Origin of the sequence: Paenibacillus gallinarum (assembly GCF_014836635.1) — a bacterium.
GTDB lineage: Bacteria > Bacillota > Bacilli > Paenibacillales > Paenibacillaceae > Paenibacillus > Paenibacillus gallinarum.
The window spans coordinates 20,637-44,536 of sequence record NZ_JACSQL010000018.1 but is presented as its reverse complement, the minus strand read 5'-3'; the positions used below and the strand labels follow the sequence as shown (position 1 = coordinate 44,536).

Sequence of the window (23,900 nt, the reverse complement as noted above, 5' to 3'; positions counted from 1 at the left end):
TGTAACCTCCTTCCCGTTCAGGACTTTTTACCAGCTTGCTTTTTTCACGCCAGGGATCTGGCCTTTATAAGCTAATTCACGGAAACAAATTCTGCAAATTTTAAACTTCTGTAATACAGAATGTGGACGACCACAACGTTCGCAACGAGTATAAGCACGAACTTTAAACTTCGGAGCACGTTGTTGTTTAACTTTCATTGAAGTTTTTGCCACTTAGCCTGACACCTCCTAAATAATTTCGGAGAATTCGGGGTCTGTCAAGGACACCCGGATACTATTAGTTTCTTACTTTGCGAAAGGCATTCCGAGTTGAGTAAGCAATTCGCGAGACTCTTCATCGGTTTTAGCCGTAGTTACGATTACGATATCCATACCGCGGACTTTGTCCACTTTATCATACTCAATCTCAGGGAAGATGAGTTGCTCTTTAAGACCAAGTGTGTAGTTACCACGACCATCAAACGCTTTGTTTGATACCCCTTGGAAGTCACGTACACGAGGAAGAGTAATGTTGAACAATTTATCAAGGAAGTGGTACATACGCTCGCCGCGCAATGTCACTTTAACCCCGATTGGCATGTTCTCACGTAGTTTAAAACCAGCGATTGATTTTTTAGCTTTTGTGATTACTGGTTTTTGACCAGAAATCAGCTGCAAATCATTCACAGCGGAATCAAGCACTTTGGAGTTTTGGACAGCGTCACCCACCCCCATGTTGATAACCACTTTCTCGATTTTAGGAACTTGCATTACTGAGCTATATTCAAACTTCTGCACCAAAGCAGGAGTTATTTCATTTAGAAAACGTTCTTTCAATCTTGCCATGAATTATGGACCTCCTTTCTCATTCGGTTACATTAGTCGATCGATTCTCCGGAACGTTTAGCAACGCGTACTTTTTTGCCGTTGTCCAAAACTTTGTAACCAATACGGGTTACGTTTCCGCTCTTCGGATCAATATGCATCACGTTCGATACATGGATTGGAGCTTCTTTCTCGATGATGCCGCCTTGCGGATTAAGCTGGTTAGGCTTTTGGTGTTTTTTCACGAGGTTAACACCTTCTACAAGAACACGGTTTTCACGAGGATAAGCTGCGATGACACGGCCTTTTTTGCCTTTGTCTTTACCGCTGATCACCATAACAGTGTCGTCTTTTTTGACGTGCAACTTGTTGTTATGAGATTCCAAGACCTTTTTCACTTTTGCCATTTCGTACACCTCCTATGACTTGCGTGAACAAGCTATAAATCAATCCTCAGAAGGATTAAGTTGTGATATTAGATAACTTCTGGAGCCAAGGAAACGATTTTCATGTAGTCTTTTTCGCGAAGTTCGCGAGCAACTGGTCCGAAAATACGAGTACCACGAGGGCTTCTGTCTTCTTTAACTACCACTGCTGCATTCTCATCAAATGCGATGTAAGATCCGTCTTTACGACGAACAGAACGTTTTGTGCGAACCACAACTGCTCTTACCACATCACCTTTTTTGACAACGCCGCCTGGTGTTGCTTGTTTGACAGAACAAACGATAAGGTCTCCGATTGAAGCTGTACGACTACGTCCCGTACCACCCAGTACGCGGATACACATCAGTTCCTTCGCACCAGAGTTGTCAGCTACAGTCAAACGTGTAAATGGTTGAATCATCTTGTTTTCCTCCTTTCAGCCAAGCTGAAAATCATTAAATGATAATCGCTTTTTCCACGACTTCAACAAGTCTCCAGTTCTTGTCTTTCGACAAAGGACGAGTTTCCATGATTTTTACAACATCACCGATTTTAGCAGTGTTATTTTCATCATGTGCTTTGAACTTTTTAGTGTACTTGATGCGTTTATGGTACAAATCATGCTTTTTGTAAGTTTCTACAGCAACCACAATTGTTTTATCCATTTTATCACTAACCACTTTACCGACTAACACTTTACGTGCGTTGCGTTCTTCGCTCATTGTTGGGCCTCCTTCCTCAATTACAGACGGATTGTCCATCCGGTACTATATATTAGCTAATCCCAAGTTCTCTTTCACGGATGATCGTTTTAGCACGTGCGATTTCTCTACGTACGTCACGAATACGAGTTGGGTTATCAAGCTGACCGGTAGCGAGTTGAAAGCGGAGGTTAAAGAGTTCTTCTTTAAATCCGGCAATCTTTTGCTCAATTTCAGCAGTGGTTAGGTTGCGGAATTCACTAGCCTTCATTTACTTCACCACCCAATTCTTCACGTTTCACAAACTTCGTTTTGATTGGCAGCTTGTGAGCAGCCAGACGCATTGCTTCGCGAGCAACATCTTCTGGTACGCCAGAAAGTTCAAACATGATCTTTCCTGGTTTAACTACAGCAACCCATTTCTCAACGTTACCTTTACCACTACCCATACGAACCTCTAGAGGCTTTTGAGTGATTGGTTTATCAGGGAAAATTTTAATCCAAACTTTACCACCACGTTTGATATAACGAGTCATCGCGATACGAGCTGCCTCGATCTGACGGTTCGTAATCCACGCTGGCTCAGTAGCTTGCAAGCCATATTCGCCAAAGTTCAGTGTAGTTCCGCCTTTAGCTTGGCCTTTCATGTGTCCGCGTTGTTGCTTACGGTGTTTAACACGTTTTGGTACCAACATGATTAGTTGCCTCCTTCCTTGACAGCTTTCTTAGCCGTAGGAAGAATCTCTCCACGATAGATCCATACTTTTACGCCCAGACGGCCGTAAGTAGTATGAGCTTCAGCTGTACCGTAGTCAATGTCGGCACGAAGCGTATGCAGTGGAACAGTTCCTTCGCTGTAGCCTTCAGAACGTGCGATCTCAGCTCCGCCAAGACGTCCGCCTACTTGTGTTTTAATTCCTTTTGCACCAGAGCGCATAGTTCTTTGAATTGCTTGTTTTAGAGCACGACGGAAAGAAACACGGCGTTCCAATTGTTGTGCAATGCTTTCAGCAACAAGAATTGCGTCAAGATCTGGTTGTTTAATTTCAGAAATGTTGATGTGAACTTTTTTACCGCCTGCAATCTTCGTGATTTGACCACGTAGATTTTCAACTTCAGATCCACCTTTACCGATAACCATTCCTGGTTTAGCAGTATGGATCGTTACATTGACACGGTTAGCCGCTCTCTCAATTTCAATACGAGATACTGCGGAGTCTTTCAATTTGTTTTTCAGGTATTCACGAATTTTTACGTCTTCAAGCAAAAGATCACCGAAATCTTTGCCTGCGTACCATTTGGATTCCCAGTCACGGATAACTCCGATACGGAGCCCGATGGGATTTACCTTTTGTCCCACACGTTTTCCCTCCTTATTTTTCGGATACCACCAAAGTAATGTGGCTGGTGCGTTTATTGATACGACTTGCACGTCCCATTGCACGAGGGCGGAAACGTTTCATAGTCGGTCCTTGGTTTACATAAGCTTGTGAGATAACCAGATTGTTAATATCCAAAGAGTAATTGTGCTCTGCATTTGCAATAGCAGAGTTGAGCAATTTCTCAACTACTGGAGAAGCGGATTTTGGAGTGTGACGCAGAATTGCGATCGCCTCGCCCACTTGCTTACCACGAATCAAGTCAACAACAAGTTGAACTTTACGAGGAGCAATCCGAACAAACTTGGCATGTGCTTTTGCTTCCATTGTTTAACCTCCTCTCAAACATTAGCGCTTGATCATTTATCTTCTTGTTTTCTTATCGTCTGCTGCATGACCTTTGTAAGTACGCGTAGGAGCGAACTCACCCAGTTTGTGTCCAACCATATCTTCCGTTACATATACAGGAACGTGTTTACGGCCGTCATACACACCAAACGTATGTCCAATGAATTGTGGGAAAATTGTAGAGCGACGGGACCAAGTTTTGATCACTAGTTTCTTCCCGGACTCGTTCAAATCTTCAACTTTTTTCATCAGGTGTCCATCAACAAATGGCCCTTTTTTTAGACTGCGACTCATGTGTAAATCCTCCCTTCATCCAATGTTCTCGTTCATTCACGATCGCGCGCGCGAAGTTATGCACAGTGATGTGTATTACTTCGTGCGGCGGCGAACGATGTATTTGTCAGAAGCTTTGTTTTTCTTACGCGTTTTGTATCCAAGAGTTGGTTTGCCCCAAGGAGACATTGGCGATTTACGACCGATTGGAGCTTTACCTTCACCACCACCGTGTGGGTGATCGTTAGGGTTCATTACTACCCCGCGGACTTCAGGACGTCTTCCGAGCCAGCGACTACGGCCTGCTTTACCGATTTTGATCAATTCGTGATCTTGGTTACCAACGGATCCGATTGTAGCGCGGCAAACTTTAAGAATGCGACGAACTTCACCAGAAGATAAACGAACAGTCACGTATTTTTCTTCTTTACCAAGAAGTTGTGCTTCTGTACCAGCTGCGCGAACCAATTGGCCACCTTTACCTGGTTGAAGCTCAATGTTATGAATAACAGTACCTACTGGGATATTTTCAAGAGGCAAAGCATTACCTGTTTTGATATCTGCAGTTGGTCCAGATTCGATTAGATCTCCTACTTTAAGTCCTTTTGGAGCGATGATGTAACGTTTCTCACCATCTGCGTAGTTGATCAGAGCAATATTAGAAGTCCGGTTAGGGTCGTACTCGATTGTAGCAACGCGGCCCGGTATTCCATCTTTAGTACGTTTGAAGTCAATAATACGATATTTACGTTTGTGTCCGCCGCCATGATGACGAACCGTAATTTTACCTTGGTTGTTGCGGCCTGCTGTTTTGCTCAGCGGAGCAAGCAACGATTTCTCAGGCTGGTTAGTCGTAATTTCTTCGAAAGTGGATACGGACATATTACGTCTAGCCGGAGATGTCGGTTTGTACTTTTTAATTGGCACTGAATTTCCCTCCTTACTTTAGCAGTTTCTTATACAGATTCAAAGAACTCAAGTGCTTTGCTATCTGGAGCGAGAGTTACGAAAGCTTTTTTCCACTCTGGAGTATAGCCAGAGTAACGGCCGTAACGTTTCAACTTACCAGGTACGCGAAGTGTGTTCACGTTTTTCACTTTAACGTTGAAGATTTCTTCAACAGCAGCTTTGATTTCCGTTTTATTTGCACGAATATCTACTTCGAAAACATATTTCAAATCAGCCATCATATCAGCTGTACGTTCAGTGATTACTGGACGTTTAATGATATCACGAGGATTTTTCATTACGCAAGAACCTCCTCTACCATCTGTACTGCTTCTTTTGTAATGATCAGTTTGTCGTACGTAAGTACGTCAAGAACATTAATGCCGTCAGCCGCAACAAATTTCACACCTGGAATATTTCTCGCGGAAAGAGCAACATTATCATCATAGCCTGAACCAACGATCAAAGCTTTGCGATCTACTTTAAGATTGTTCAAAATAGCAGCAAATTCTTTAGTTTTCGGAGTGTTCAGTGTAAGAGCATCCAGAACGATGATTTCGTTGTCGATTACTTTAGAAGACAATGCGGATTTAATCGCCAGACGACGAACTTTTTTAGGTAGTTTGAAAGCGTAACTGCGCGGAGTTGGACCGAATACAGTACCACCACCTACCCATTGTGGTGCACGGATCGAACCTTGACGAGCGCGACCTGTACCTTTTTGTTTCCAAGGTTTACGTCCACCGCCACGTACTTCAGAACGTCCTTTTACTTTGTGTGTACCTTGACGAAGGGAAGCGCGTTGCATAACAACAGCATCATGAAGAACGTGAGTGTTCGGCTCAATTCCGAATACTGCGTCATTCAATTCAACTTCTCCTACTTGGCTACCACTGACATTATAAAGTGCTACTTTTGGCATTTTGTGTTCCTCCTTTCCTTAGGTGATTATTTCTTCACCGATTCTTTAATTTTAACGAAGCTGTTTTTCGGTCCAGGAATAGAACCTTTAACAAGCAATACATTACGTTCAGCGTCTACTTTGATTACTTCAAGACGTTGAATTGTAATTGTTTCGTGTCCCATGTGTCCTGGAAGGTGTTTACCTTTAGGTACACGGTTCGCTTGAATGGAACCCATGGAACCTGGTCCTCTGTGGTAACGGGAACCGTGAGACATTGGGCCTGTTCTTTGTCCCCAACGTTTGATAACACCGGCAAAACCTTTACCTTTAGAAATACCTGTTACGTCAACAAATTCGCCTTCTGCGAAGATGTCTGCTTTAATTTCTTGGCCAACCTCGAATCCCGCAAGATCAACACCGCGGAGTTCGCGAACGTAGCGCTTAGGAGCTGTATTAGCTTTTTTCGCATGTCCTGTTTCAGGTTTGTTAGCATTTTTTTCTTTCTTATCGGCATAACCTAGTTGTACAGCTTCATAGCCGTCGTTTTCTAGGTCTTTCTTTTGCAAGACAACAGATGGACCTGCTTCGATAACTGTTACAGGAATTACGTTACCTTCTGGTGTAAATACTTGCGTCATGCCTAGTTTTTTACCTAAGATACCTTTCATGTTGACACCTCTTTTCCTTCATTAATACGAGTTTGATATTACAATTTAATTTCGATATCTACACCGGACGGTAGATCCAAGCGCATCAAGGCATCCACAGTTTGTGGAGTTGGGTTCACAATATCGATCAAACGCTTATGTGTGCGTTGTTCGAATTGTTCACGAGAATCCTTGTACTTGTGTACCGCACGAAGAATGGTAATGATTTGTTTTTCAGTTGGAAGCGGAATCGGACCGGATACACCTGCACCCGAACGTTTTGCCGTTTCTACAATTTTCTCAGCGGATTGATCAAGAATCCTGTGGTCGTAAGCTTTCAAACGAATACGAATTTTTTGCTTTGCCATTTTAGTCCCTCCTTTTATCGCCCAATTTAATATCGGACATACTCCGTGAAAATTTTCTAACCCACTCTCCCATGGCAAAGGGGCCGGGTGTGTCAGTAACCTCTCACATCATCGCAACGTCACAGAACAACATTTATTATTATATCGAAAACATAGGCATAATGCAAGCATTAATATAAAAGATTCTATAACCAACTAATCTTTTATTATTCTATCTCTTGTTCGGCTTTATACACGTTAATATCGCAGCCTACTAGAACAATAGAGTTGCCTTACTTCCTTTGATCTGTTGTCCTCGAATCACAACTTTTCCTATTATATATTAAATTATAAAAAAAGCAAAAGGAAAAAAATGAAAAAAGGATCCTGCCATCTCTGGCAAGATCCTTTTTTACTGTCCAATACAATGTTACTCGTTCCAATACACTGTTACTTTATTTTTAATTTGACCTAAGAGTCAAATTATTTTTGAATGGATGCTACTGCACCAGCGCCTACAGTACGTCCGCCTTCACGGATTGCGAAGCGAGTACCCTCTTCAATAGCGATTGGAGAGATCAATGATACTGTAACTTCGATGTTGTCGCCAGGCATAACCATTTCAGTACCTTCTGGAAGGTTGATGATACCAGTTACGTCAGTTGTACGGAAGTAGAACTGTGGACGGTAACCAGTGAAGAAAGGTTTATGACGTCCGCCTTCTTCTTTAGTCAAAACGTATACTTGAGCAGTAAACTCAGTATGAGGATTAACGGAACCTGGTTTGGAAAGGACTTGTCCACGCTCGATTTGAGAACGGTCTACACCACGAAGCAATGCTCCAATGTTGTCACCAGCTTGAGCGGAATCCAGAAGTTTACGGAACATTTCAACGCCCGTTACAACGGATTTCTTAGTTTCTTCGTGAATACCTACGATTTCGATCTCTTCGCCGACTTTGATAGTACCACGCTCTACACGACCAGTAGCAACTGTACCACGACCAGTGATAGAGAATACATCCTCAACAGGCATCAAGAAAGGTTTGTCAGTGTCGCGCTCTGGATTCGGGATGTAAGTATCGATTTCTTTAAACATCTCAACGATTTTTTGAGCCCACTCACCTTCTGGGTTTTGAAGTGCTTCACGAGCAGATCCACGAGTGATTGGAGTGTCATCACCTGGGAAGTCGTATTCGCTAAGAAGGTCGCGAACTTCCATTTCAACGAGTTCAAGAAGCTCTTCGTCTTCTACCATGTCGCATTTGTTCAAGAATACAACGATGTAAGGTACGCCTACTTGGCGGGACAGAAGGATGTGCTCACGAGTTTGCGGCATTGGGCCGTCAGCTGCGGATACAACCAGGATAGCTCCGTCCATTTGTGCAGCACCAGTGATCATGTTTTTAACATAGTCAGCGTGACCTGGGCAGTCAACGTGTGCATAGTGACGAGCATCAGTTTCATATTCAACGTGTGAAGTAGAGATTGTGATACCGCGTTCGCGCTCTTCTGGAGCTTTATCGATTTGATCGAAAGCGATCGCTGCGCCACCGTAAGTTTTACCCAATACAGTAGTGATTGCAGCAGTCAAAGTAGTTTTACCATGGTCAACGTGACCGATAGTACCAATGTTAACGTGTGGTTTATTACGTTCGAACTTAGCCTTTGCCATTTGAACGTGGCCTCCTTAAAATGGATAGATTTATATGTTGGCACTGTGTGGATAAGCACCATCAGATTAATATTAACCTTTCGGTGCTTTCACACATCAGTTAGTAAAAATTATTCTCCCTTAGTTTTAGCAACAATTTCTTCGGAAATTGTTCTTGGAACTTCTTCATAATGAGAGAGTTCCATAGAGAACACACCGCGACCTTGTGTACCAGAACGGAGAGTAGTGGAGTAACCGAACATTTCAGAGAGAGGTACCTTAGCACGAATGACTTGCGTACCACCGCGAGAATCCATACCTTCAATTCTACCACGACGGGAATTCAGCATACCCATTACGTCGCCCATGTATTCCTCTGGAACAGTTACTTCAACTTTCATGATTGGCTCAAGCAGGACAGCTTTACACTTGTCTTTAGCTGCTTTAAGTGCCATGGATCCAGCAATTTTAAACGCCATTTCATTGGAATCGACATCATGATATGAACCGTCTACGATTGTAGCTTTAACGTCTACAAGCGGGAATCCTGCAAGGACACCGTTTTTCATAGATTCTTCAATACCTTGTTGTGCAGGTCCAATGTACTCACGAGGTACGGATCCACCGACTACTTTACTTTCAAATTGGTTACCGCTACCCGCTTCGAGCGGTTCGAATTCAACCCATACGTGTCCATATTGACCGCGGCCACCGGACTGACGTACGAATTTACCTTCAACACGCGCTGCTTGACGGAATGTTTCACGGTAAGCAACTTGAGGTTGACCAATGTTAGTATCCACTTTGAACTCACGACGCATACGGTCAATGATGATGTCAAGGTGAAGTTCACCCATACCAGCCAAAATAGTTTGTCCTGTTTCTTCATCAGTATGAGCACGAAGGGTTGGATCCTCTTCAGTCAACTTACCTAGAGCAACAGACATTTTATCTTGGTCAGCTTTTGTTTTTGGTTCAACCGCGATTTGAATAACCGGATCTGGGAAGTTCATTGACTCCAAGATGATCGGATTTTTCTCATCACATAGTGTATCACCTGTACCGGTATCTTTCAAACCTACGGCAGACGCAATATCACCAGAGAATACTTCAGTGATTTCTTGACGTGTGTTCGCATGCATTTGCAGAATACGTCCGATACGTTCGCGTTTTCCTTTTGTTGCATTCAATACGTATGAACCGGATTGAAGTACACCAGAGTATACGCGGAAGAATGTAAGTTTACCAACATAAGGATCCGTCATAATCTTAAACGCAAGAGCCGAGAATGACTCTTCGTCAGAAGAGTTACGAACCGCTTCTGTTCCATCTTCCAAATGACCTGTGATAGCAGGAACATCAATAGGAGATGGGAGGTAATCAAGAACAGCATCCAACATAAGTTGAACACCTTTGTTACGATAAGAAGATCCACAGATAACTGGGAAGATTTTAACTTCTACAACACCTTTACGAAGAGCTGCTTTAATCTCTGGAACAGAGATTTCTTCACCTTCGAGGTATTTCATAGTCAAATCTTCGTCAAGTTCTGCTACTTTCTCGATCAGTTCCATACGAAGTTCTTCAACTTGGTCAGCAAATTCTGCTGGCACGTCAGTTTCTTCTACTTCTCTACCGAGATCGTCTTTGAACATATATGCTCTTTGCTCGATGATGTCGATAATACCAACAAAATCATTTTCAGCTCCGATAGGAAGTTGAATCGCAACAGCATTAGCTTGAAGACGCTCGCGCATATCTTTAACTACGTTAAGATAGTCTGCGCCAATGATATCCATTTTGTTTACATATGCGATACGAGGAACGCCGTAACGATCAGCCTGTCTCCATACAGTTTCAGACTGAGGCTCTACGCCTTCTTTCGCACTGAAAACACCTACAGCTCCGTCCAATACACGAAGGGAACGTTCAACTTCTACAGTGAAGTCAACGTGCCCCGGGGTATCAATAATATTAACGCGGTGACCTTTCCATTGAGCAGTAGTCGCAGCGGATGTAATCGTGATACCGCGCTCCTGTTCTTGCTCCATCCAGTCCATAGTCGCAGCACCCTCGTGAACTTCACCGATTTTGTGCGTACGGCCTGTATAGAATAAGATCCGCTCAGTGGTAGTAGTCTTACCAGCGTCAATATGTGCCATGATCCCGATATTACGTGTATTTTGCAAGGAGAACTCTCTAGTAGCCATGACTTGGGTCTCCCTTCAAAATGAAGTATATTTTTAAGACTGAAATCCTACCAACGGTAGTGAGCAAATGCTTTATTTGCTTCAGCCATTTTGTGTGTGTCTTCACGTTTTTTAACGGAAGCACCAGTGTTGTTGGAAGCGTCGATGATCTCAGCTGCCAAACGTTCTTCCATTGTTTTCTCACCGCGGCTGCGGGAGTAGTTTACAAGCCAACGTAAACCAAGGGCAGTACGTCTTTCAGGTTTAACCTCGATAGGTACTTGATAGTTAGCACCACCAACACGGCGAGCTTTAACTTCCAGAACCGGCATAATATTTTTGATAGCTGCTTCAAAGACTTCCATAGGATCTTTACCAGTACGTTCTTGAATCAAGTTGAACGCATTGTACAAGATGCTTTGAGCAACACCACGTTTTCCATCAAGCATGATGCGGTTGATCAGGCGAGTAACAAGTTTGCTATTGTAAACCGGATCAGGCAACACGTCTCTTTTGGTAACAGGACCTTTGCGTGGCATAGAAATCCCCCTTTCTTATATGTTTATACTTTTGTTGTTGTTGTTGTTGTTGTTCTGCGACCGAAGCGTTATGCTATCGGTTTACTGACACACTAAGATTAAAAATTAATCTTATGCTTTTTTAGCTTTAGGACGTTTCGCACCGTATTTAGAACGGGCTTGCATCCGGTTAGCCACACCTGCTGTATCCAAAGCACCACGAACGATATGGTAACGAACCCCTGCAAGGTCCTTCACTTTACCTCCGCGAAGCAATACAACACTGTGTTCTTGTAAGTTATGTCCGATACCCGGGATATAAGCTGTTACCTCGAGACGGTTCGTCAAACGAACACGGGCATATTTACGAAGCGCTGAGTTTGGTTTACGAGGAGTCATTGTACCTACACGAGTACAAACACCACGTTTTTGTGGAGCACTAATGTTAGTGGATTCACGTTTTAGGGCATTGTAGCCTTTTTGCAACGCTGGTGATTTAGACTTGTAGACTTTAGCTTGACGTCCTTTACGAACTAGCTGATTAATTGTTGGCATGTTGCCACCCCCTTCCCAGATTCGTCATTCTATTTATAAACCTCACTTTTTAAGTCCACAGACCCAGGCGGTTCATAAAAGAACAAATGAAAAGTTTTTGCCGTATTAGGAAGCTTGAGCATCCAGACAAAAACGTCTTCTAAAACTATTGTTTCACAACGGCTACCATCGCCGCTCCTACTTCGATCCCGCATGCTCTACCGAGTCGTTCCATCGTATCAACTAATGTTAGTTTCACTTGGTGTTTCTCACATAAAGCCTGGATTTTTGAAGTAATCCGCATATCAGCATCTTGCGCCACATAAACCTCAGCAGCAATTCCTGACTCAACCATCTTCATGGTCTGCTTGGTACCGATCTTGACATGAGCATCCTGCAAAAAGTTGTCGTTCGACATTTATCAATACCTCCGAAAAGACATGATAACATGTGACTACTCACGCACCTTTGCTATATTAGCACCTAGAGACATTCGTTGTCAAGAGATTCATATAAATTCTAAGCATTGGAATTGTTATATCAAGGGGAAATTAATATCTCCCCTTGATATACAATTGGTACGGTCAAGCCGAATTTGGTGTCCTTTCAGACTCCAAAGTTGTGTTACTAGTCTACTGATACCGTTTCAAGCGCTTCTAGGTTAGACTCGCCATCTTCCGGTTGTGCCAATTTCACACTGCGGTAACGATTCATACCAGTACCGGCAGGGATCAATTTACCAAGAATTACATTCTCTTTCAAACCAAGAAGTTGGTCGACTTTACCTTTAATAGCAGCATCAGTTAAGACACGAGTCGTTTCTTGGAAGGAAGCTGCAGACAAGAAGGAATCTGTTTCAAGGGATGCTTTGGTAATACCAAGAAGTACTGGTTTCGCCACAGCAGGTTCCTTGTCACTAAGAATCGCATCTTTATTCGCTGCCTCGTATTCATGTGTATCTACGAAAGATCCTGGAAGCAGCGTTGTATCCCCTGCATCCACAATGCGAATCTTACGAAGCATTTGACGAATCATAACTTCAACGTGTTTGTCGTTAATTTCTACACCTTGGTTACGATATACGCGTTGTACTTCTTGCAAGATGTAGTTTTGAACTCCACGAACACCTTTGATTCGAAGCATTTCTTTCGGGTCAATAGAACCGTCTGTAAGCTCGTCGCCCGCTTCAATTTCCATGCCTTCGCTTACGCGCAGACGGGAACCGTAGGTAACAGCATATATTTTCGTTTCTGCTTCCCCTTGGATTTCAATTTCACGGCGATCTTTTGCTTCACGGATTTCTTTAACAACACCATCAATTTCACTGATTGTTGCTTGACCTTTAGGATTACGCGCCTCAAAGAGCTCTTGGATACGCGGAAGACCTTGTGTAATATCATCTCCTGCAACACCACCGGTATGGAACGTACGCATTGTAAGCTGTGTTCCTGGTTCACCGATGGATTGAGCAGCGATAATACCAACTGCTTCACCAATCTCCACATGTTTACCTGTTGCCAGGTTACGTCCGTAACACTTCTTGCAGACCCCATGACGCGCACGGCAACTAAGCACTGAACGGATCTGTAGCTTTTGAACACCAGCAGCTACAATAGCTTCTGCTTTATCCGAATCGATCAACTCATTACGATTGGCAATAACTTCTCCCGTTTCTGGGTGACGAACAGTTTGGAAACAGTAACGGCCTTCGATACGATCGTATAGATCCTCGATAACCTCTTTACCATCTTGAATACGGCTAACCGTAAATCCTTTGTCCGTTCCACAGTCATCTTCTCGAACAATAACATCCTGTGCTACGTCTACCAGACGACGAGTCAGATAACCGGAGTCAGCAGTACGAAGCGCTGTATCGGCAAGACCTTTACGCGCACCGTGAGTGGACAAGAAGTACTCGAGTACTGTCAGACCTTCACGGAAGTTCGATTTAATAGGGAGCTCGATGATACGTCCAGATGGGTTGGCCATCAGTCCACGCATACCGCCCAGCTGAGTGATCTGTGATTTGTTACCACGGGCTTTAGAGTCCACCATAAGCATAATGGAGTTAAAGCGATCCATGGATTTCATAAGAATATCAGTAATTTCATCTTTTGCTTTGGACCAAATATCAATTACGCGGTCATAACGTTCTTCGTTCGTGATAAGTCCGCGACGATACTGATTCGTAACGACAGCAACTTTTTCATCAGATACACGAAGAATCTCATACTTCGCCTCAGGAATGATAACGTCGGATACACCAACAGTAACCCCTGCACGAGTGGAGTATGTGAAACCAAGTTGCTTGATTTTGTCCAAAATAACAGATGTTCTTGTTGTATGGTAAACCTCAAAACAACGTGCAATGATGTGACCAAGATACTCTTTACCAACACCATTGGTTTGAGGTGCATTCATGATTGCTTCCTGCAAGTTAGCACCTTTCTCATATACAAAGGAAAACTCAGGTGTACCTTGGATAAGGTTCGCACGAGTTGCATCATTAATATAAGGGAAGCTGCTAGGGAAGATCTCGTTAAAGATAATCTTACCGATTGTTGTAATCATCATTGCTTCTTGTTGTTTTTCAGTAAAGCTTGTTTTATTCAGAGCTTTAACTGGAATAGCAACACGAGCATGAAGACCAGCAGATCCACGTTGGTAAGCAGATACTGCTTCGTTAACCGTACGCAGGATCATACCTGTACCTTTTTCCTCTTTATTATCCATCGTCAGATAGAAAGAGCCAAGGACCATATCTTGAGATGGAGTTACAACCGGCTTACCATCTTTAGGGTTCAAGATGTTACCTGCTGCAAGCATCAAAAGACGTGCTTCAGCTTGCGCTTCTGCAGACAAAGGTACGTGAACGGCCATTTGGTCACCGTCAAAGTCGGCATTATAAGCCGTACATACGAGCGGATGCAAACGAATCGCTTTACCTTCTACAAGAATTGGTTCGAACGCTTGAATACCAAGTCTGTGAAGAGTTGGTGCACGGTTAAGTAATACTGGATGTTCTCTAATTACTTCTTCAAGAACGTCCCATACTTCCGGACTTACACGTTCAACTTTACGTTTTGCACTCTTAATATTATGAGCAAGACCTTTGTTAACAAGTTCTTTCATAACAAAAGGTTTGAACAATTCAAGTGCCATATCTTTTGGAAGACCACATTGATACATTTTCAGGGAAGGACCTACAACGATAACGGAACGACCAGAATAGTCAACCCGTTTACCGAGCAAGTTCTGACGGAAACGACCTTGTTTACCTTTCAGCATATGGCTGAGAGATTTCAAAGGACGGTTACCAGGACCTGTTACCGGACGACCACGACGGCCATTATCGATAAGAGCATCTACTGCTTCTTGAAGCATCCGTTTTTCGTTTTGAACGATAATATCAGGAGCACCAAGATCCAAAAGACGTTTCAAGCGGTTATTACGGTTAATAACGCGACGGTACAGATCGTTCAGGTCTGACGTTGCAAAACGTCCACCATCCAGCTGAACCATTGGACGAAGCTCAGGAGGAATGACAGGAAGTACATCCATGATCATCCAATCCGGCTTGTTGCCAGAGTTACGGAAAGCTTCAATTACTTCAAGGCGTTTAATCGCACGATTACGACGTTGTCCTTGAGCAGTACGAAGCTCTTCCTTCAAGAATTCAAGTTCTTTTTCAATATCAAGATCTTGAAGTAGTTTTTTTACTGCTTCTGCACCCATGCCTGCATGGAATCCGTATCCGTATTTTTCACGGTAACTACGATATTCTTTTTCGGACAAAAGTTGTTTTCTTTCCAGGGGAGTCTCACCTGGGTCAGTAACAACATAAGATGCAAAATAGATGATCTCTTCCAAAGATCTCGGAGACATATCTAGAGCCAGACCCATACGGCTCGGAATGCCTTTGAAATACCAGATGTGTGAAACCGGAGCTGCCAGTTCAATATGCCCCATGCGTTCGCGACGCACTTTAGCGCGAGTTACTTCAACACCACAACGATCACAAACTACGCCTTTATAGCGCACACGTTTGTATTTACCACAGTGGCATTCCCAGTCCTTTGTAGGACCGAAGATTTTCTCGCAGAACAGACCTTCTTTTTCCGGTTTCAACGTACGATAGTTAATCGTCTCCGGCTTTTTCACTTCTCCGCGGGACCAAGAGCGAATTTTTTCCGGCGATGCAAGCCCGATTTTCATATATTCGAAATTGTTTACGTCCAACAAGGAGCAACCCTCCTTAACCAAGTCCTAAATTCTAGGTTCTTTCCCCTCTAGAGATCTGTAAGACCGCCAAAGGGGAGTAAGAGCCTGATGAAAATTCCGGTATTGAGACAAATGACAGTGACTTACTAATGAATTACTCTGCGCCTACTTCTGAACCTTCAAGATTGAGGCTCAGCTTATCGCTCGCAGCATCGTCATCATCATCTGATTCTTTCAAATCAATTTCTTCTTCATCTTTAGTGAGCATCTTAACGTCCATACCAAGACTTTGAAGCTCTTTAATAAGAACTTTAAAGGATTCTGGAATACCTGGTTCTGGTACATTCTCACCTTTAACGATGGATTCGTAAGTTTTCACACGACCAACCACATCATCTGATTTTACAGTAAGGATTTCTTGAAGCGTGTAGGCAGCACCGTAAGCTTCAAGCGCCCATACCTCCATCTCCCCGAAACGTTGTCCACCAAACTGAGCTTTACCACCCAGCGGCTGTTGCGTAACGAGTGAGTAAGGACCTGTAGAACGAGCATGGATTTTATCGTCAACCATGTGGGCAAGTTTGATCATATGCATGACACCAACGGTAACTTCACGCTCGAAGCGATCACCTGTACGGCCATCATACAGAACAGTCTTACCGTTACGTTGCATTCCTGCTTCTTCCATCGTATCAAATACGTCATACTCCGTTGCACCATCAAATACTGGTGTAGCAACATGAATACCTAGCTGCATTGCAGCCATACCCAAGTGAACTTCAAGCACCTGACCGATGTTCATACGGGATGGTACACCCAGCGGGTTCAGAACAACTTGAACTGGCGTTCCATCAGGAAGGAAAGGCATATCTTCTTCTGGAAGAATACGCGCCACGACCCCTTTGTTACCGTGACGTCCTGCCATTTTATCACCCTCGGAAATTTTCCGTTTTTGAGCGATATAGACACGAACGAGTTGATTCACACCTGGAGGGAGTTCATCACCATTCTCACGAGTAAACACCTTCACATCGACTACAATCCCGTCAGTACCATGTGGAACTCTCAGAGATGTATCACGAACTTCACGAGCCTTCTCACCGAAGATTGCATGAAGGAGACGTTCTTCCGCCGTAAGTTCTGTTACCCCTTTTGGTGTAACTTTACCTACCAAGATATCGCCTGCAGCGATCTCGGCACCGATACGGATAATACCACGCTCATCTAGATTACGAAGAGCTTCTTCCCCGACATTCGGAATGTCGCGTGTGATTTCTTCTGGTCCAAGTTTCGTATCACGAGCTTCGGACTCATACTCCTCGATATGGATCGATGTATAAACATCTTCTTTAACGAGTTTCTCACTAAGAAGGATCGCATCCTCATAGTTGTAACCTTCCCAAGTCATAAAGGCAACGACAACGTTACGGCCAAGTGCTAGTTCACCCAACTCAGTAGATGGACCATCTGCCAAAATGTCGCCAACCTTAACGCGATCACCAATTTTAGCAATTGGACGCTGGTTAATGCATGTTCCTTGGTTCGAACGCATAAATTTGTGTAATTTATGTTTAACAAGATCGCCTTTAACTTCTTTACCATCTACCATTTCAATTTTACGAACCCAAATTTCATTGGCAGAAGATCTTTCAATAATCCCGTCATGTTTGGATACAATACATACACCAGAATCTTTCGCAGCCTTATGTTCCATCCCTGTACCTACTAGTGGTGCTTTAGGAATCAGAAGAGGAACGGCCTGCCGCTGCATGTTAGATCCCATGAGTGCACGGTTGGAGTCATCGTTCTCAAGGAACGGAATGAGTGCCGTTGCAACGGAAACTACTTGTTTAGGCGATACGTCCATATAGTCAACTCGATTATTAGGCATGGTTGTGATGTTATCTGACTGTTTGTTATAACGTACAACAACCATATCCTCAGCAAATGAACCGTCATCATTCAACTTCGCGTTTGCCTGAGCGATAACATAGTTATCTTCCTCATCAGCTGTAACGTAGCGAACTTGATCAGTAACTCGGCCTGTCTTAGGGTCTACCCAACGATAAGGAGCCTCAATAAAACCATACTCATTAACGCGAGCAAAGGTAGACAAGGAGTTGATCAAACCGATGTTTGGTCCCTCTGGAGTTTCAATTGGACACATACGGCCATAGTGAGATGGATGAACGTCACGCACTTCAAAGCCAGCGCGCTCACGAGTCAAACCACCCGGTCCGAGTGCGGATAAACGACGTTTGTGAGTAAGTTCTCCCAGCGGGTTCGTTTGATCCATAAATTGAGACAACTGAGAACTACCGAAGAATTCTTTAATCGATGCAATTACAGGGCGAATATTAATAAGCGCCTGAGGTGTAATAACATTCGCATCTTGGATAGACATTCTTTCACGAACTACACGTTCCATACGGGAAAGACCAATACGGAATTGATTCTGCAAGAGTTCACCCACAGAACGCAAACGACGGTTACCCAGATGATCGATATCATCTGTATCACCAATTCCTTGCAGTAAGTTCAGGAAATAGCTGATGGAAGAGATAATATCTGCTGGAGTTATGTTCTTCACAGATTTATCAATATTGCTGTTCGCTATTAACTTCACAACTTTTCCATCTTCAGTTGGTGAGAATACATCAATTGTTTGAACAGGAATATCATTAGCATCAAGAACACCATTAGCTACATGATAAGTACGTGTTCCAACTCCGTTTTCACTTTCAAGGTAAGGAAGAATCTCATCAAGCAAACGGCGGTCAATAACTTGACCTGCTTCAGCAATAATTTCCCCTGTTGAAGTATCAATCAGAGACTCAGCTAGACGCTGATTGAACAAACGGTTCTTGATGTGAAGTTTTTTATTCATTTTGTAACGACCTACATTAGCAAGGTCATATCTTTTTGGATCAAAGAAGCGAGCTACAAGCAAGCTTTTTGCATTATCCAATGTTGGCGGTTCGCCTGGACGAAGACGCTCATAAATTTCAATCAGCGCTTTCTCTGTCGAATCCGTATTGTCTTTGTCCAGCGTATTCCGGATATACTCGTCATCGCCGAGCAACTCCAAAATTTCTGCGTCTGTACCGAATCCAAGAGATCTTAGTAGTACGGTAACAGGGATTTTACGAGTACGATCGATACGAACATAGATAATGTCCTTCGCATCCATCTCGAGTTCGAGCCATGCTCCACGGTTCGGAATCACTGTTGCTGTATAAGATTTCTTAGCATTCTTATCTATTTTAGTGCTGAAATAGACGCTAGGGGAGCGAACCAACTGGCTGACAATAACCCGTTCCGCACCGTTAATGATAAACGTGCCTGTTTCCGTCATCAGCGGGAAATCCCCCATGAATACTTCCTGCTCTTTGACTTCGCCCGTTTCCTTATTAATGAGCCGGACCTTAACCCGAAGTGGTGCGGCATAAGTAACGTCGCGTTCCTTCGCGTCGTCTACCGTATATTTCGGTTCACCGAGACTGTAGTCGATAAATTCCAATACCAAATTACCGGTAAAATCCTGAATTGGCGAGATGTCCTTGAACATTTCGCGCAAACCTTCCTCCAAAAACCATTCGTAAGATTTTTGTTGGATTTCTATCAGGTTCGGAATTTCGAGTATCTCGTTAATTCGTGCATAACTGCGCCGAGTGCGTCGACCATACTGAACAAGATGTCCTGCCAACTTAAACTCACCCCTCAATGTCTACTCACTTTTAAAAATTTCGTTGCGAACCTCTGTTTGTAACCTTATAATGGAACTCATAACAAGATTATCTGTTAACAGAGTTTGCGTATCCACAAATAAAGAAAAGCCCTTAATTCGAATTTTTTTTCGATAAAAGAGCAACTTAATTAGTGGATGTCCTCTTCATCCCAGAAAAACCCACTTACGTATAGTTTGCCCAAAATGTTCATATTATACGCCGATCTGCACAGAAATATGCCAAAAAAGGCGAAAAAAAGATTGACATTTTTACAAACTAAAGCTAAGTAGGGCATCTTAATACTGACATTCACTAAGAATACCATAACTGATTTGTCAAGTCAATAGTCCAATTGCATTTTTTTGCAATTATATACTTGCCATCTCTTGGTTATTTCTCCGCTCTGAAAATCCGATATCCTTTATCTTTGGTAACTTCTTCAACATATTTGAACATGGAAGAAAGCTTTTCTTTCGCTGAAGGTGCGCCCTGTTTCTTCTGAATTACAATCCACAGAGATCCTCCCACTCTAAGCTGCTCATATGCCTGTTCAAAAATAGAATGCACGATCTCTTTACCTGCTCGAATCGGTGGATTCGTTAGAATGAGATCAAACGTTTGATTCCTTACCGCTTCAAGACGATCGCTTTGTTTAATCACCGTATTACTACTCACTTGATTTTGAATGGCATTGTGTCTGGCAAGTTCAACAGCTCTTTCATTAATATCAAGCATTGTCACAATCGCATCCGGGACAAGTTTCGCTGCCGTAATACCAATTGGACCGTACCCACAACCAACATCAAGAATTGCTTTGGCACCTGTCAAATCCATTGCATTAATCAGGACCCGACTACCATAATCCACACCATTCTTCGAAAAAACTCCAGCATCACTTGTCAGTTTCAGCGGAAAACCTCTCAAATCTACTGCAAGCGTCTGCCGATCATGAGCAGTTTCAGGCTTACTGGAATAGTAGTGATCGGACATGATACAAAACCCCTTCTCTAACAAAGTACATTAGCATAATTAAAGATACTCTTTATCTTCAATTATTACCAATCATGCCCCTTCATAACAACAAACCCCTTGATTGCTTCAAGGGGTTTGTATGTTAATTTCCTATTCACTTAAATAGTGAAATGGACTATTTCAATTCAACGGAAGCGCCAACTTCTTCAAGTTTAGCTTTAACTGTTTCAGCTTCTTCTTTGCTTACTTTTTCTTTCAAAGCTTTAGGAGCGTTATCTACTACTTCTTTAGCTTCTTTCAAGCCAAGACCAGTGATTTCGCGAACTGCTTTGATTACGTTGATTTTGGAACCGCCAGCAGATGTAAGGATTACATCAAATTCTGTTTGCTCAGCAGCTTCAGTAGCAGCAGCGCCACCCGCTACAGCTACAGGAGCTGCAGCAGTTACGCCAAATTCTTCTTCGATTGCTTTAACAAGATCGTTCAGTTCCAATACAGTCATACCTTTGATTGCTTCCAAGATTTGCTCTTTACTCATGGTTGAACCTCCATTATTTTAATTAGTATTTTATACAGCTTGTTTAATCAAAAAATTAAGCGCCTTGCTCTTCTTTTTCGCCAACTGCTTTAACAGCAAGGGCGAAGTTGCGTACAGGTGCTTGAAGCACGCTGAGGAGCATAGAAAGAAGACCTTCGCGTGAAGGAAGCTCTGCAAGTGCTTGAACTTCTTCAAGACTAACTACACGACCTTCAACTACCCCACCTTTAATTTTCAAAGCTTCGTTTTTCTTAGCGAAGTCATTCAAAATTTTGGCTGGAGCAACAACATCATCAGCACTGAAAGCAATTGCAGTAGGGCCAGTAAGAACTTCATCAAGTTCAGTCAGCTCAGCAGCCGCAGTTGCGCGGCGAAGCAATGTGTTTTTCAGTACTTGGAATTCGATTCCCGCATCACGAAGCTGTTTACGCAGCTCAGTTACTTGGGAAACGTTTAGACCACGGTAGTCAGCAACTACAGTAGTTACGCTTTCGCGTAATTTAGCTGATACTACATCAACCGCTTCTTGTTTTGCTTGGATCACTTTTGCGTTTGCCAAATTGTACACCTCCTGATAGATTTCTTGCAGATCACCCGAAGGCTGTCCTGCATCCAGCACCTTCTCTCCATTAATGAAAGATCAGGGCTGTAAAAACCGCTTATTCGCGGAAGATTTTCCGTAAGATACACGAATCGGGAAGCATTACGATTCCCGATTCATTTATCCATAAGAAAAGCCTCCGTAGAATCACGAAGGCTTGATAAAGTCATATTGAGCAAAACACTCAAATGATACGTTCTATCATCACACCTCGGTAGGAAATTAAGCTTGTTAAAGCACCTACTGTCTACGGTAAGCATATTCGAATTTAATGGTCAGTCACAAGGACTAAACAACTTCATCAGAATAACAGATTCAGATGACATAAGTCAACTGGAATTTATTATTTAAAAGAAGCTGTGTTCACACGCGCACCAGGTCCCATTGTAGAGGACATGCTGATGTTTTTCAGGTAAACACCTTTTGCAGCAGCTGGTTTTGCACGGTTAAGTGCTTCAACCAAAGCAGTCAGGTTTTCATTCAACTGCTCAGCAGTGAAAGAAGCTTTACCGATTGGCGCATGAATTTGTCCCGCACGATCCAGACGATACTCGATTTTACCAGCTTTGATTTCTTGAACAGCTTTAGTAACATCAAAAGTAACCGTACCAGCTTTCGGGTTAGGCATAAGACCTTTACCACCGAGCAGACGACCCAATTTACCTACTTCACTCATCATATCAGGTGTAGCTACGCAGACATCAAACTCGAACCAACCTTGTTGGATTTTTGTGATCATATCTTGATCTCCAACGTAGTCTGCTCCAGCTGCTTCCGCCTCTTTCGCTTTTTCACCTTTTGCAAATACCAATACGCGTTGTGTTTTACCTGTACCATGTGGCAAGACAACAACACCACGAACGGCTTGGTCTTGTTTACGAGGGTCTACGCCCAAACGTACTGCAACTTCGATTGTTTCGTCGAATTTTGCAGTAGCTGCCTTTTTGACAAGCTCTACAGCTTCCAAAGGCTCGTAGCTTGCTTCGCTGTCAATCAGCTTAGCAGCTTCAACATATTTCTTACCATGTTTAGCCATGTTTTTTTCCTCCTTTGTGGTTTTAACGGATATACCTCCCACAACACAGGCTGCGAATCAGCCTGTGTACGAATACTTGTAATTAGTCTTCGATGGTGATACCCATGCTGCGAGCAGTACCCTCTACCATGCGCATTGCGGACTCAACGTTCGCAGCGTTTAGGTCAGGCATTTTTTGCTCTGCAATTTGACGAACAGCGTCACGTTTTACAGTTGCGACTTTTTTCGTGTTCGGCTCACCGGATCCTTTTTCAAGTTTAGCAGCTACTTTAAGCAATACTGCTGCCGGTGGAGTTTTAGTGATAAATGTGAAAGAACGATCTTCAAAAACCGTAATTTCAACTGGAATAATCAAACCTGCTTGATCAGCAGTACGAGCATTAAATTCTTTACAGAATGCCATGATGTTGACACCTGCTTGACCCAATGCTGGACCTACTGGTGGTGCTGGGTTTGCTTTACCTGCAGGAATTTGCAGTTTTACCATTTTCATTACCTTTTTAGCCATGTAAGACACCTCCTTGCATCAATAGTGGTTAGCGAGCATGTAGCCCTCCCACAGAAACCATGAAGCTTGCGCTCTATAATTTTTCCACTTGATCATAATCTAGCTCAAGCGGGGTTTCCCGTCCAAACATGTTGACGTGAACTTTCAACTTACTCTTCTCAGCCAATATTTCTTCCACGGAGCCCACAAAATTCGCAAAAGGACCAACTTTAATTCGTACGGATTCCTTAATATCGAATTCAATCTTCGGTTTTGGCTCCACAACACCCATATGCTTCAGAATCTGTTCAACTTCATCCGGCAATAGTGGCGTGGGCTTCGAACCAGATCCTGTTGATCCAACAAAACCAGTAACTCCCGGAGTGTTGCGAACAACATACCAAGAATCATCAGTTTGAACCATCTCAACAAGGACATATCCGGGGTAAATTTTACGCATGACAGTTTTTGTCTTACCGTCTTTATTTACCACTTCTTCTTCCATTGGAACAAGAACACGGAATATTTTGTCCTCCATGCCCATGGACTCTACGCGTTTTTCCAAATTGGCTTTGACTTTGTTCTCATACCCTGAATAGGTATGAACGACATACCATCTTTTTTCCATATCAAGCCACCTGGGACC

General features: G+C 43.1%; 28 protein-coding genes and 1 other annotated feature. All 28 genes read right to left on the bottom strand.

Features of this window, described 5'->3' with window-relative positions:
* Positions 1-27: 27 nt before the first annotated feature.
* The 28 genes from H9647_RS23240 to nusG all read right to left on the bottom strand — a co-directional run bounded on the left by H9647_RS23240 (position 28) and on the right by nusG (position 23,882).
* Positions 28-213 (bottom strand): type Z 30S ribosomal protein S14, encoded by a 186-nt coding sequence (locus tag H9647_RS23240; protein WP_010348808.1) that lies wholly within the window; start codon positions 211-213, stop codon positions 28-30.
* Between the two features lie 72 nt (positions 214-285).
* A complete protein-coding gene (gene rplE / locus H9647_RS23235) occupies positions 286-825 on the bottom strand; it encodes a 50S ribosomal protein L5 (protein WP_191804532.1) in 540 nt (179 codons plus the stop codon).
* A gap of 32 nt (positions 826-857) precedes the next feature.
* Entirely contained in the window at positions 858-1,211 is a 354-nt protein-coding gene (gene rplX / locus H9647_RS23230) for a 50S ribosomal protein L24 (RefSeq protein ID WP_076315706.1), read from the bottom strand.
* 68 nt (positions 1,212-1,279) lie between these two features.
* Positions 1,280-1,651 (bottom strand): 50S ribosomal protein L14, encoded by a 372-nt coding sequence (rplN, locus tag H9647_RS23225; RefSeq protein WP_160036616.1) that lies wholly within the window; start codon positions 1,649-1,651, stop codon positions 1,280-1,282.
* Between the two features lie 34 nt (positions 1,652-1,685).
* The gene (rpsQ, locus tag H9647_RS23220) at positions 1,686-1,952 is read right to left on the bottom strand and encodes a 30S ribosomal protein S17 (RefSeq protein ID WP_191804530.1); all 267 of its coding nucleotides are present in this window, start codon (positions 1,950-1,952) and stop codon (positions 1,686-1,688) included.
* Between the two features lie 52 nt (positions 1,953-2,004).
* On the bottom strand, positions 2,005-2,202 hold the full coding sequence (gene rpmC / locus H9647_RS23215) for a 50S ribosomal protein L29 (RefSeq protein WP_160036614.1): 198 nt from the start codon (positions 2,200-2,202) through the stop codon (positions 2,005-2,007).
* Positions 2,192-2,626, bottom strand: coding sequence for a 50S ribosomal protein L16 (rplP, locus tag H9647_RS23210; protein WP_160036613.1), 435 nt, complete (start codon positions 2,624-2,626; stop codon positions 2,192-2,194). Before rplP ends, rpmC begins: the two co-directional genes overlap by 11 nt.
* Before the next feature lie 2 nt (positions 2,627-2,628).
* Positions 2,629-3,291: a 30S ribosomal protein S3 gene (gene rpsC, locus H9647_RS23205; protein ID WP_191804528.1), complete on the bottom strand. Its 663-nt coding sequence runs from the start codon at positions 3,289-3,291 to the stop codon at positions 2,629-2,631.
* A 13-nt stretch (positions 3,292-3,304) separates the two neighbouring features.
* Positions 3,305-3,637: a 50S ribosomal protein L22 gene (rplV, locus tag H9647_RS23200; protein ID WP_160036611.1), complete on the bottom strand. Its 333-nt coding sequence runs from the start codon at positions 3,635-3,637 to the stop codon at positions 3,305-3,307.
* Between the two features lie 36 nt (positions 3,638-3,673).
* A complete protein-coding gene (rpsS, locus tag H9647_RS23195; RefSeq protein WP_191804526.1) occupies positions 3,674-3,952 on the bottom strand; it encodes a 30S ribosomal protein S19 in 279 nt (92 codons plus the stop codon).
* A gap of 75 nt (positions 3,953-4,027) precedes the next feature.
* The gene (gene rplB / locus H9647_RS23190) at positions 4,028-4,858 is read right to left on the bottom strand and encodes a 50S ribosomal protein L2 (protein ID WP_191804524.1); all 831 of its coding nucleotides are present in this window, start codon (positions 4,856-4,858) and stop codon (positions 4,028-4,030) included.
* 29 nt (positions 4,859-4,887) lie between these two features.
* A complete protein-coding gene (gene rplW / locus H9647_RS23185) occupies positions 4,888-5,178 on the bottom strand; it encodes a 50S ribosomal protein L23 (protein ID WP_191804522.1) in 291 nt (96 codons plus the stop codon).
* Positions 5,178-5,801 (bottom strand): 50S ribosomal protein L4, encoded by a 624-nt coding sequence (gene rplD / locus H9647_RS23180; protein WP_191804520.1) that lies wholly within the window; start codon positions 5,799-5,801, stop codon positions 5,178-5,180. The genes rplW and rplD overlap by 1 nt, the downstream gene beginning before the upstream one ends.
* Before the next feature lie 26 nt (positions 5,802-5,827).
* On the bottom strand, positions 5,828-6,451 hold the full coding sequence (gene rplC / locus H9647_RS23175; RefSeq protein WP_160036606.1) for a 50S ribosomal protein L3: 624 nt from the start codon (positions 6,449-6,451) through the stop codon (positions 5,828-5,830).
* Positions 6,452-6,489: 38 nt separating this feature from the next.
* Entirely contained in the window at positions 6,490-6,798 is a 309-nt protein-coding gene (gene rpsJ, locus H9647_RS23170) for a 30S ribosomal protein S10 (RefSeq protein WP_017692074.1), read from the bottom strand.
* Positions 6,799-7,260: 462 nt separating this feature from the next.
* Positions 7,261-8,451 (bottom strand): elongation factor Tu, encoded by a 1,191-nt coding sequence (gene tuf / locus H9647_RS23165; RefSeq protein WP_191804518.1) that lies wholly within the window; start codon positions 8,449-8,451, stop codon positions 7,261-7,263.
* Positions 8,452-8,561: 110 nt separating this feature from the next.
* Positions 8,562-10,640, bottom strand: a complete 2,079-nt coding sequence (fusA, locus tag H9647_RS23160) for an elongation factor G (RefSeq protein ID WP_191804516.1) — start codon at positions 10,638-10,640, stop codon at positions 8,562-8,564.
* A 47-nt stretch (positions 10,641-10,687) separates the two neighbouring features.
* Complete coding sequence (rpsG, locus tag H9647_RS23155; protein ID WP_191804514.1) at positions 10,688-11,158, bottom strand: 30S ribosomal protein S7; 471 nt, start codon at positions 11,156-11,158, stop codon at positions 10,688-10,690.
* 111 nt (positions 11,159-11,269) lie between these two features.
* Positions 11,270-11,692 (bottom strand): 30S ribosomal protein S12, encoded by a 423-nt coding sequence (gene rpsL / locus H9647_RS23150; protein WP_160036603.1) that lies wholly within the window; start codon positions 11,690-11,692, stop codon positions 11,270-11,272.
* Positions 11,693-11,837: 145 nt separating this feature from the next.
* A complete protein-coding gene (locus H9647_RS23145; RefSeq protein ID WP_191804512.1) occupies positions 11,838-12,089 on the bottom strand; it encodes a ribosomal L7Ae/L30e/S12e/Gadd45 family protein in 252 nt (83 codons plus the stop codon).
* Between the two features lie 209 nt (positions 12,090-12,298).
* Positions 12,299-15,913 carry a DNA-directed RNA polymerase subunit beta' gene (gene rpoC / locus H9647_RS23140; RefSeq protein ID WP_191804510.1) on the bottom strand — a complete coding sequence of 1,205 codons (3,615 nt, stop codon included), beginning with the start codon at positions 15,911-15,913 and terminating at the stop codon, positions 12,299-12,301.
* A 133-nt stretch (positions 15,914-16,046) separates the two neighbouring features.
* Positions 16,047-19,598, bottom strand: coding sequence for a DNA-directed RNA polymerase subunit beta (gene rpoB, locus H9647_RS23135; protein WP_191804508.1), 3,552 nt, complete (start codon positions 19,596-19,598; stop codon positions 16,047-16,049).
* Between the two features lie 412 nt (positions 19,599-20,010).
* Positions 20,011-20,610 carry a class I SAM-dependent methyltransferase gene (locus H9647_RS23130; RefSeq protein WP_191804506.1) on the bottom strand — a complete coding sequence of 200 codons (600 nt, stop codon included), beginning with the start codon at positions 20,608-20,610 and terminating at the stop codon, positions 20,011-20,013.
* A gap of 157 nt (positions 20,611-20,767) precedes the next feature.
* Positions 20,768-21,130 (bottom strand): 50S ribosomal protein L7/L12, encoded by a 363-nt coding sequence (gene rplL / locus H9647_RS23125; protein WP_191804504.1) that lies wholly within the window; start codon positions 21,128-21,130, stop codon positions 20,768-20,770.
* 55 nt (positions 21,131-21,185) lie between these two features.
* Positions 21,186-21,689, bottom strand: a complete 504-nt coding sequence (rplJ, locus tag H9647_RS23120; RefSeq protein ID WP_191804502.1) for a 50S ribosomal protein L10 — start codon at positions 21,687-21,689, stop codon at positions 21,186-21,188.
* A gap of 162 nt (positions 21,690-21,851) precedes the next feature.
* Positions 21,852-22,002: a sequence feature (ribosomal protein L10 leader region), on the bottom strand.
* Between the two features lie 72 nt (positions 22,003-22,074).
* Complete coding sequence (rplA, locus tag H9647_RS23115) at positions 22,075-22,767, bottom strand: 50S ribosomal protein L1 (protein ID WP_191804500.1); 693 nt, start codon at positions 22,765-22,767, stop codon at positions 22,075-22,077.
* 82 nt (positions 22,768-22,849) lie between these two features.
* Positions 22,850-23,275 (bottom strand): 50S ribosomal protein L11, encoded by a 426-nt coding sequence (gene rplK / locus H9647_RS23110; protein WP_160036596.1) that lies wholly within the window; start codon positions 23,273-23,275, stop codon positions 22,850-22,852.
* Positions 23,276-23,348: 73 nt separating this feature from the next.
* Positions 23,349-23,882 carry a transcription termination/antitermination protein NusG gene (gene nusG, locus H9647_RS23105; protein WP_191804498.1) on the bottom strand — a complete coding sequence of 178 codons (534 nt, stop codon included), beginning with the start codon at positions 23,880-23,882 and terminating at the stop codon, positions 23,349-23,351.
* Between the last annotated feature and the right edge of the window lie 18 nt (positions 23,883-23,900).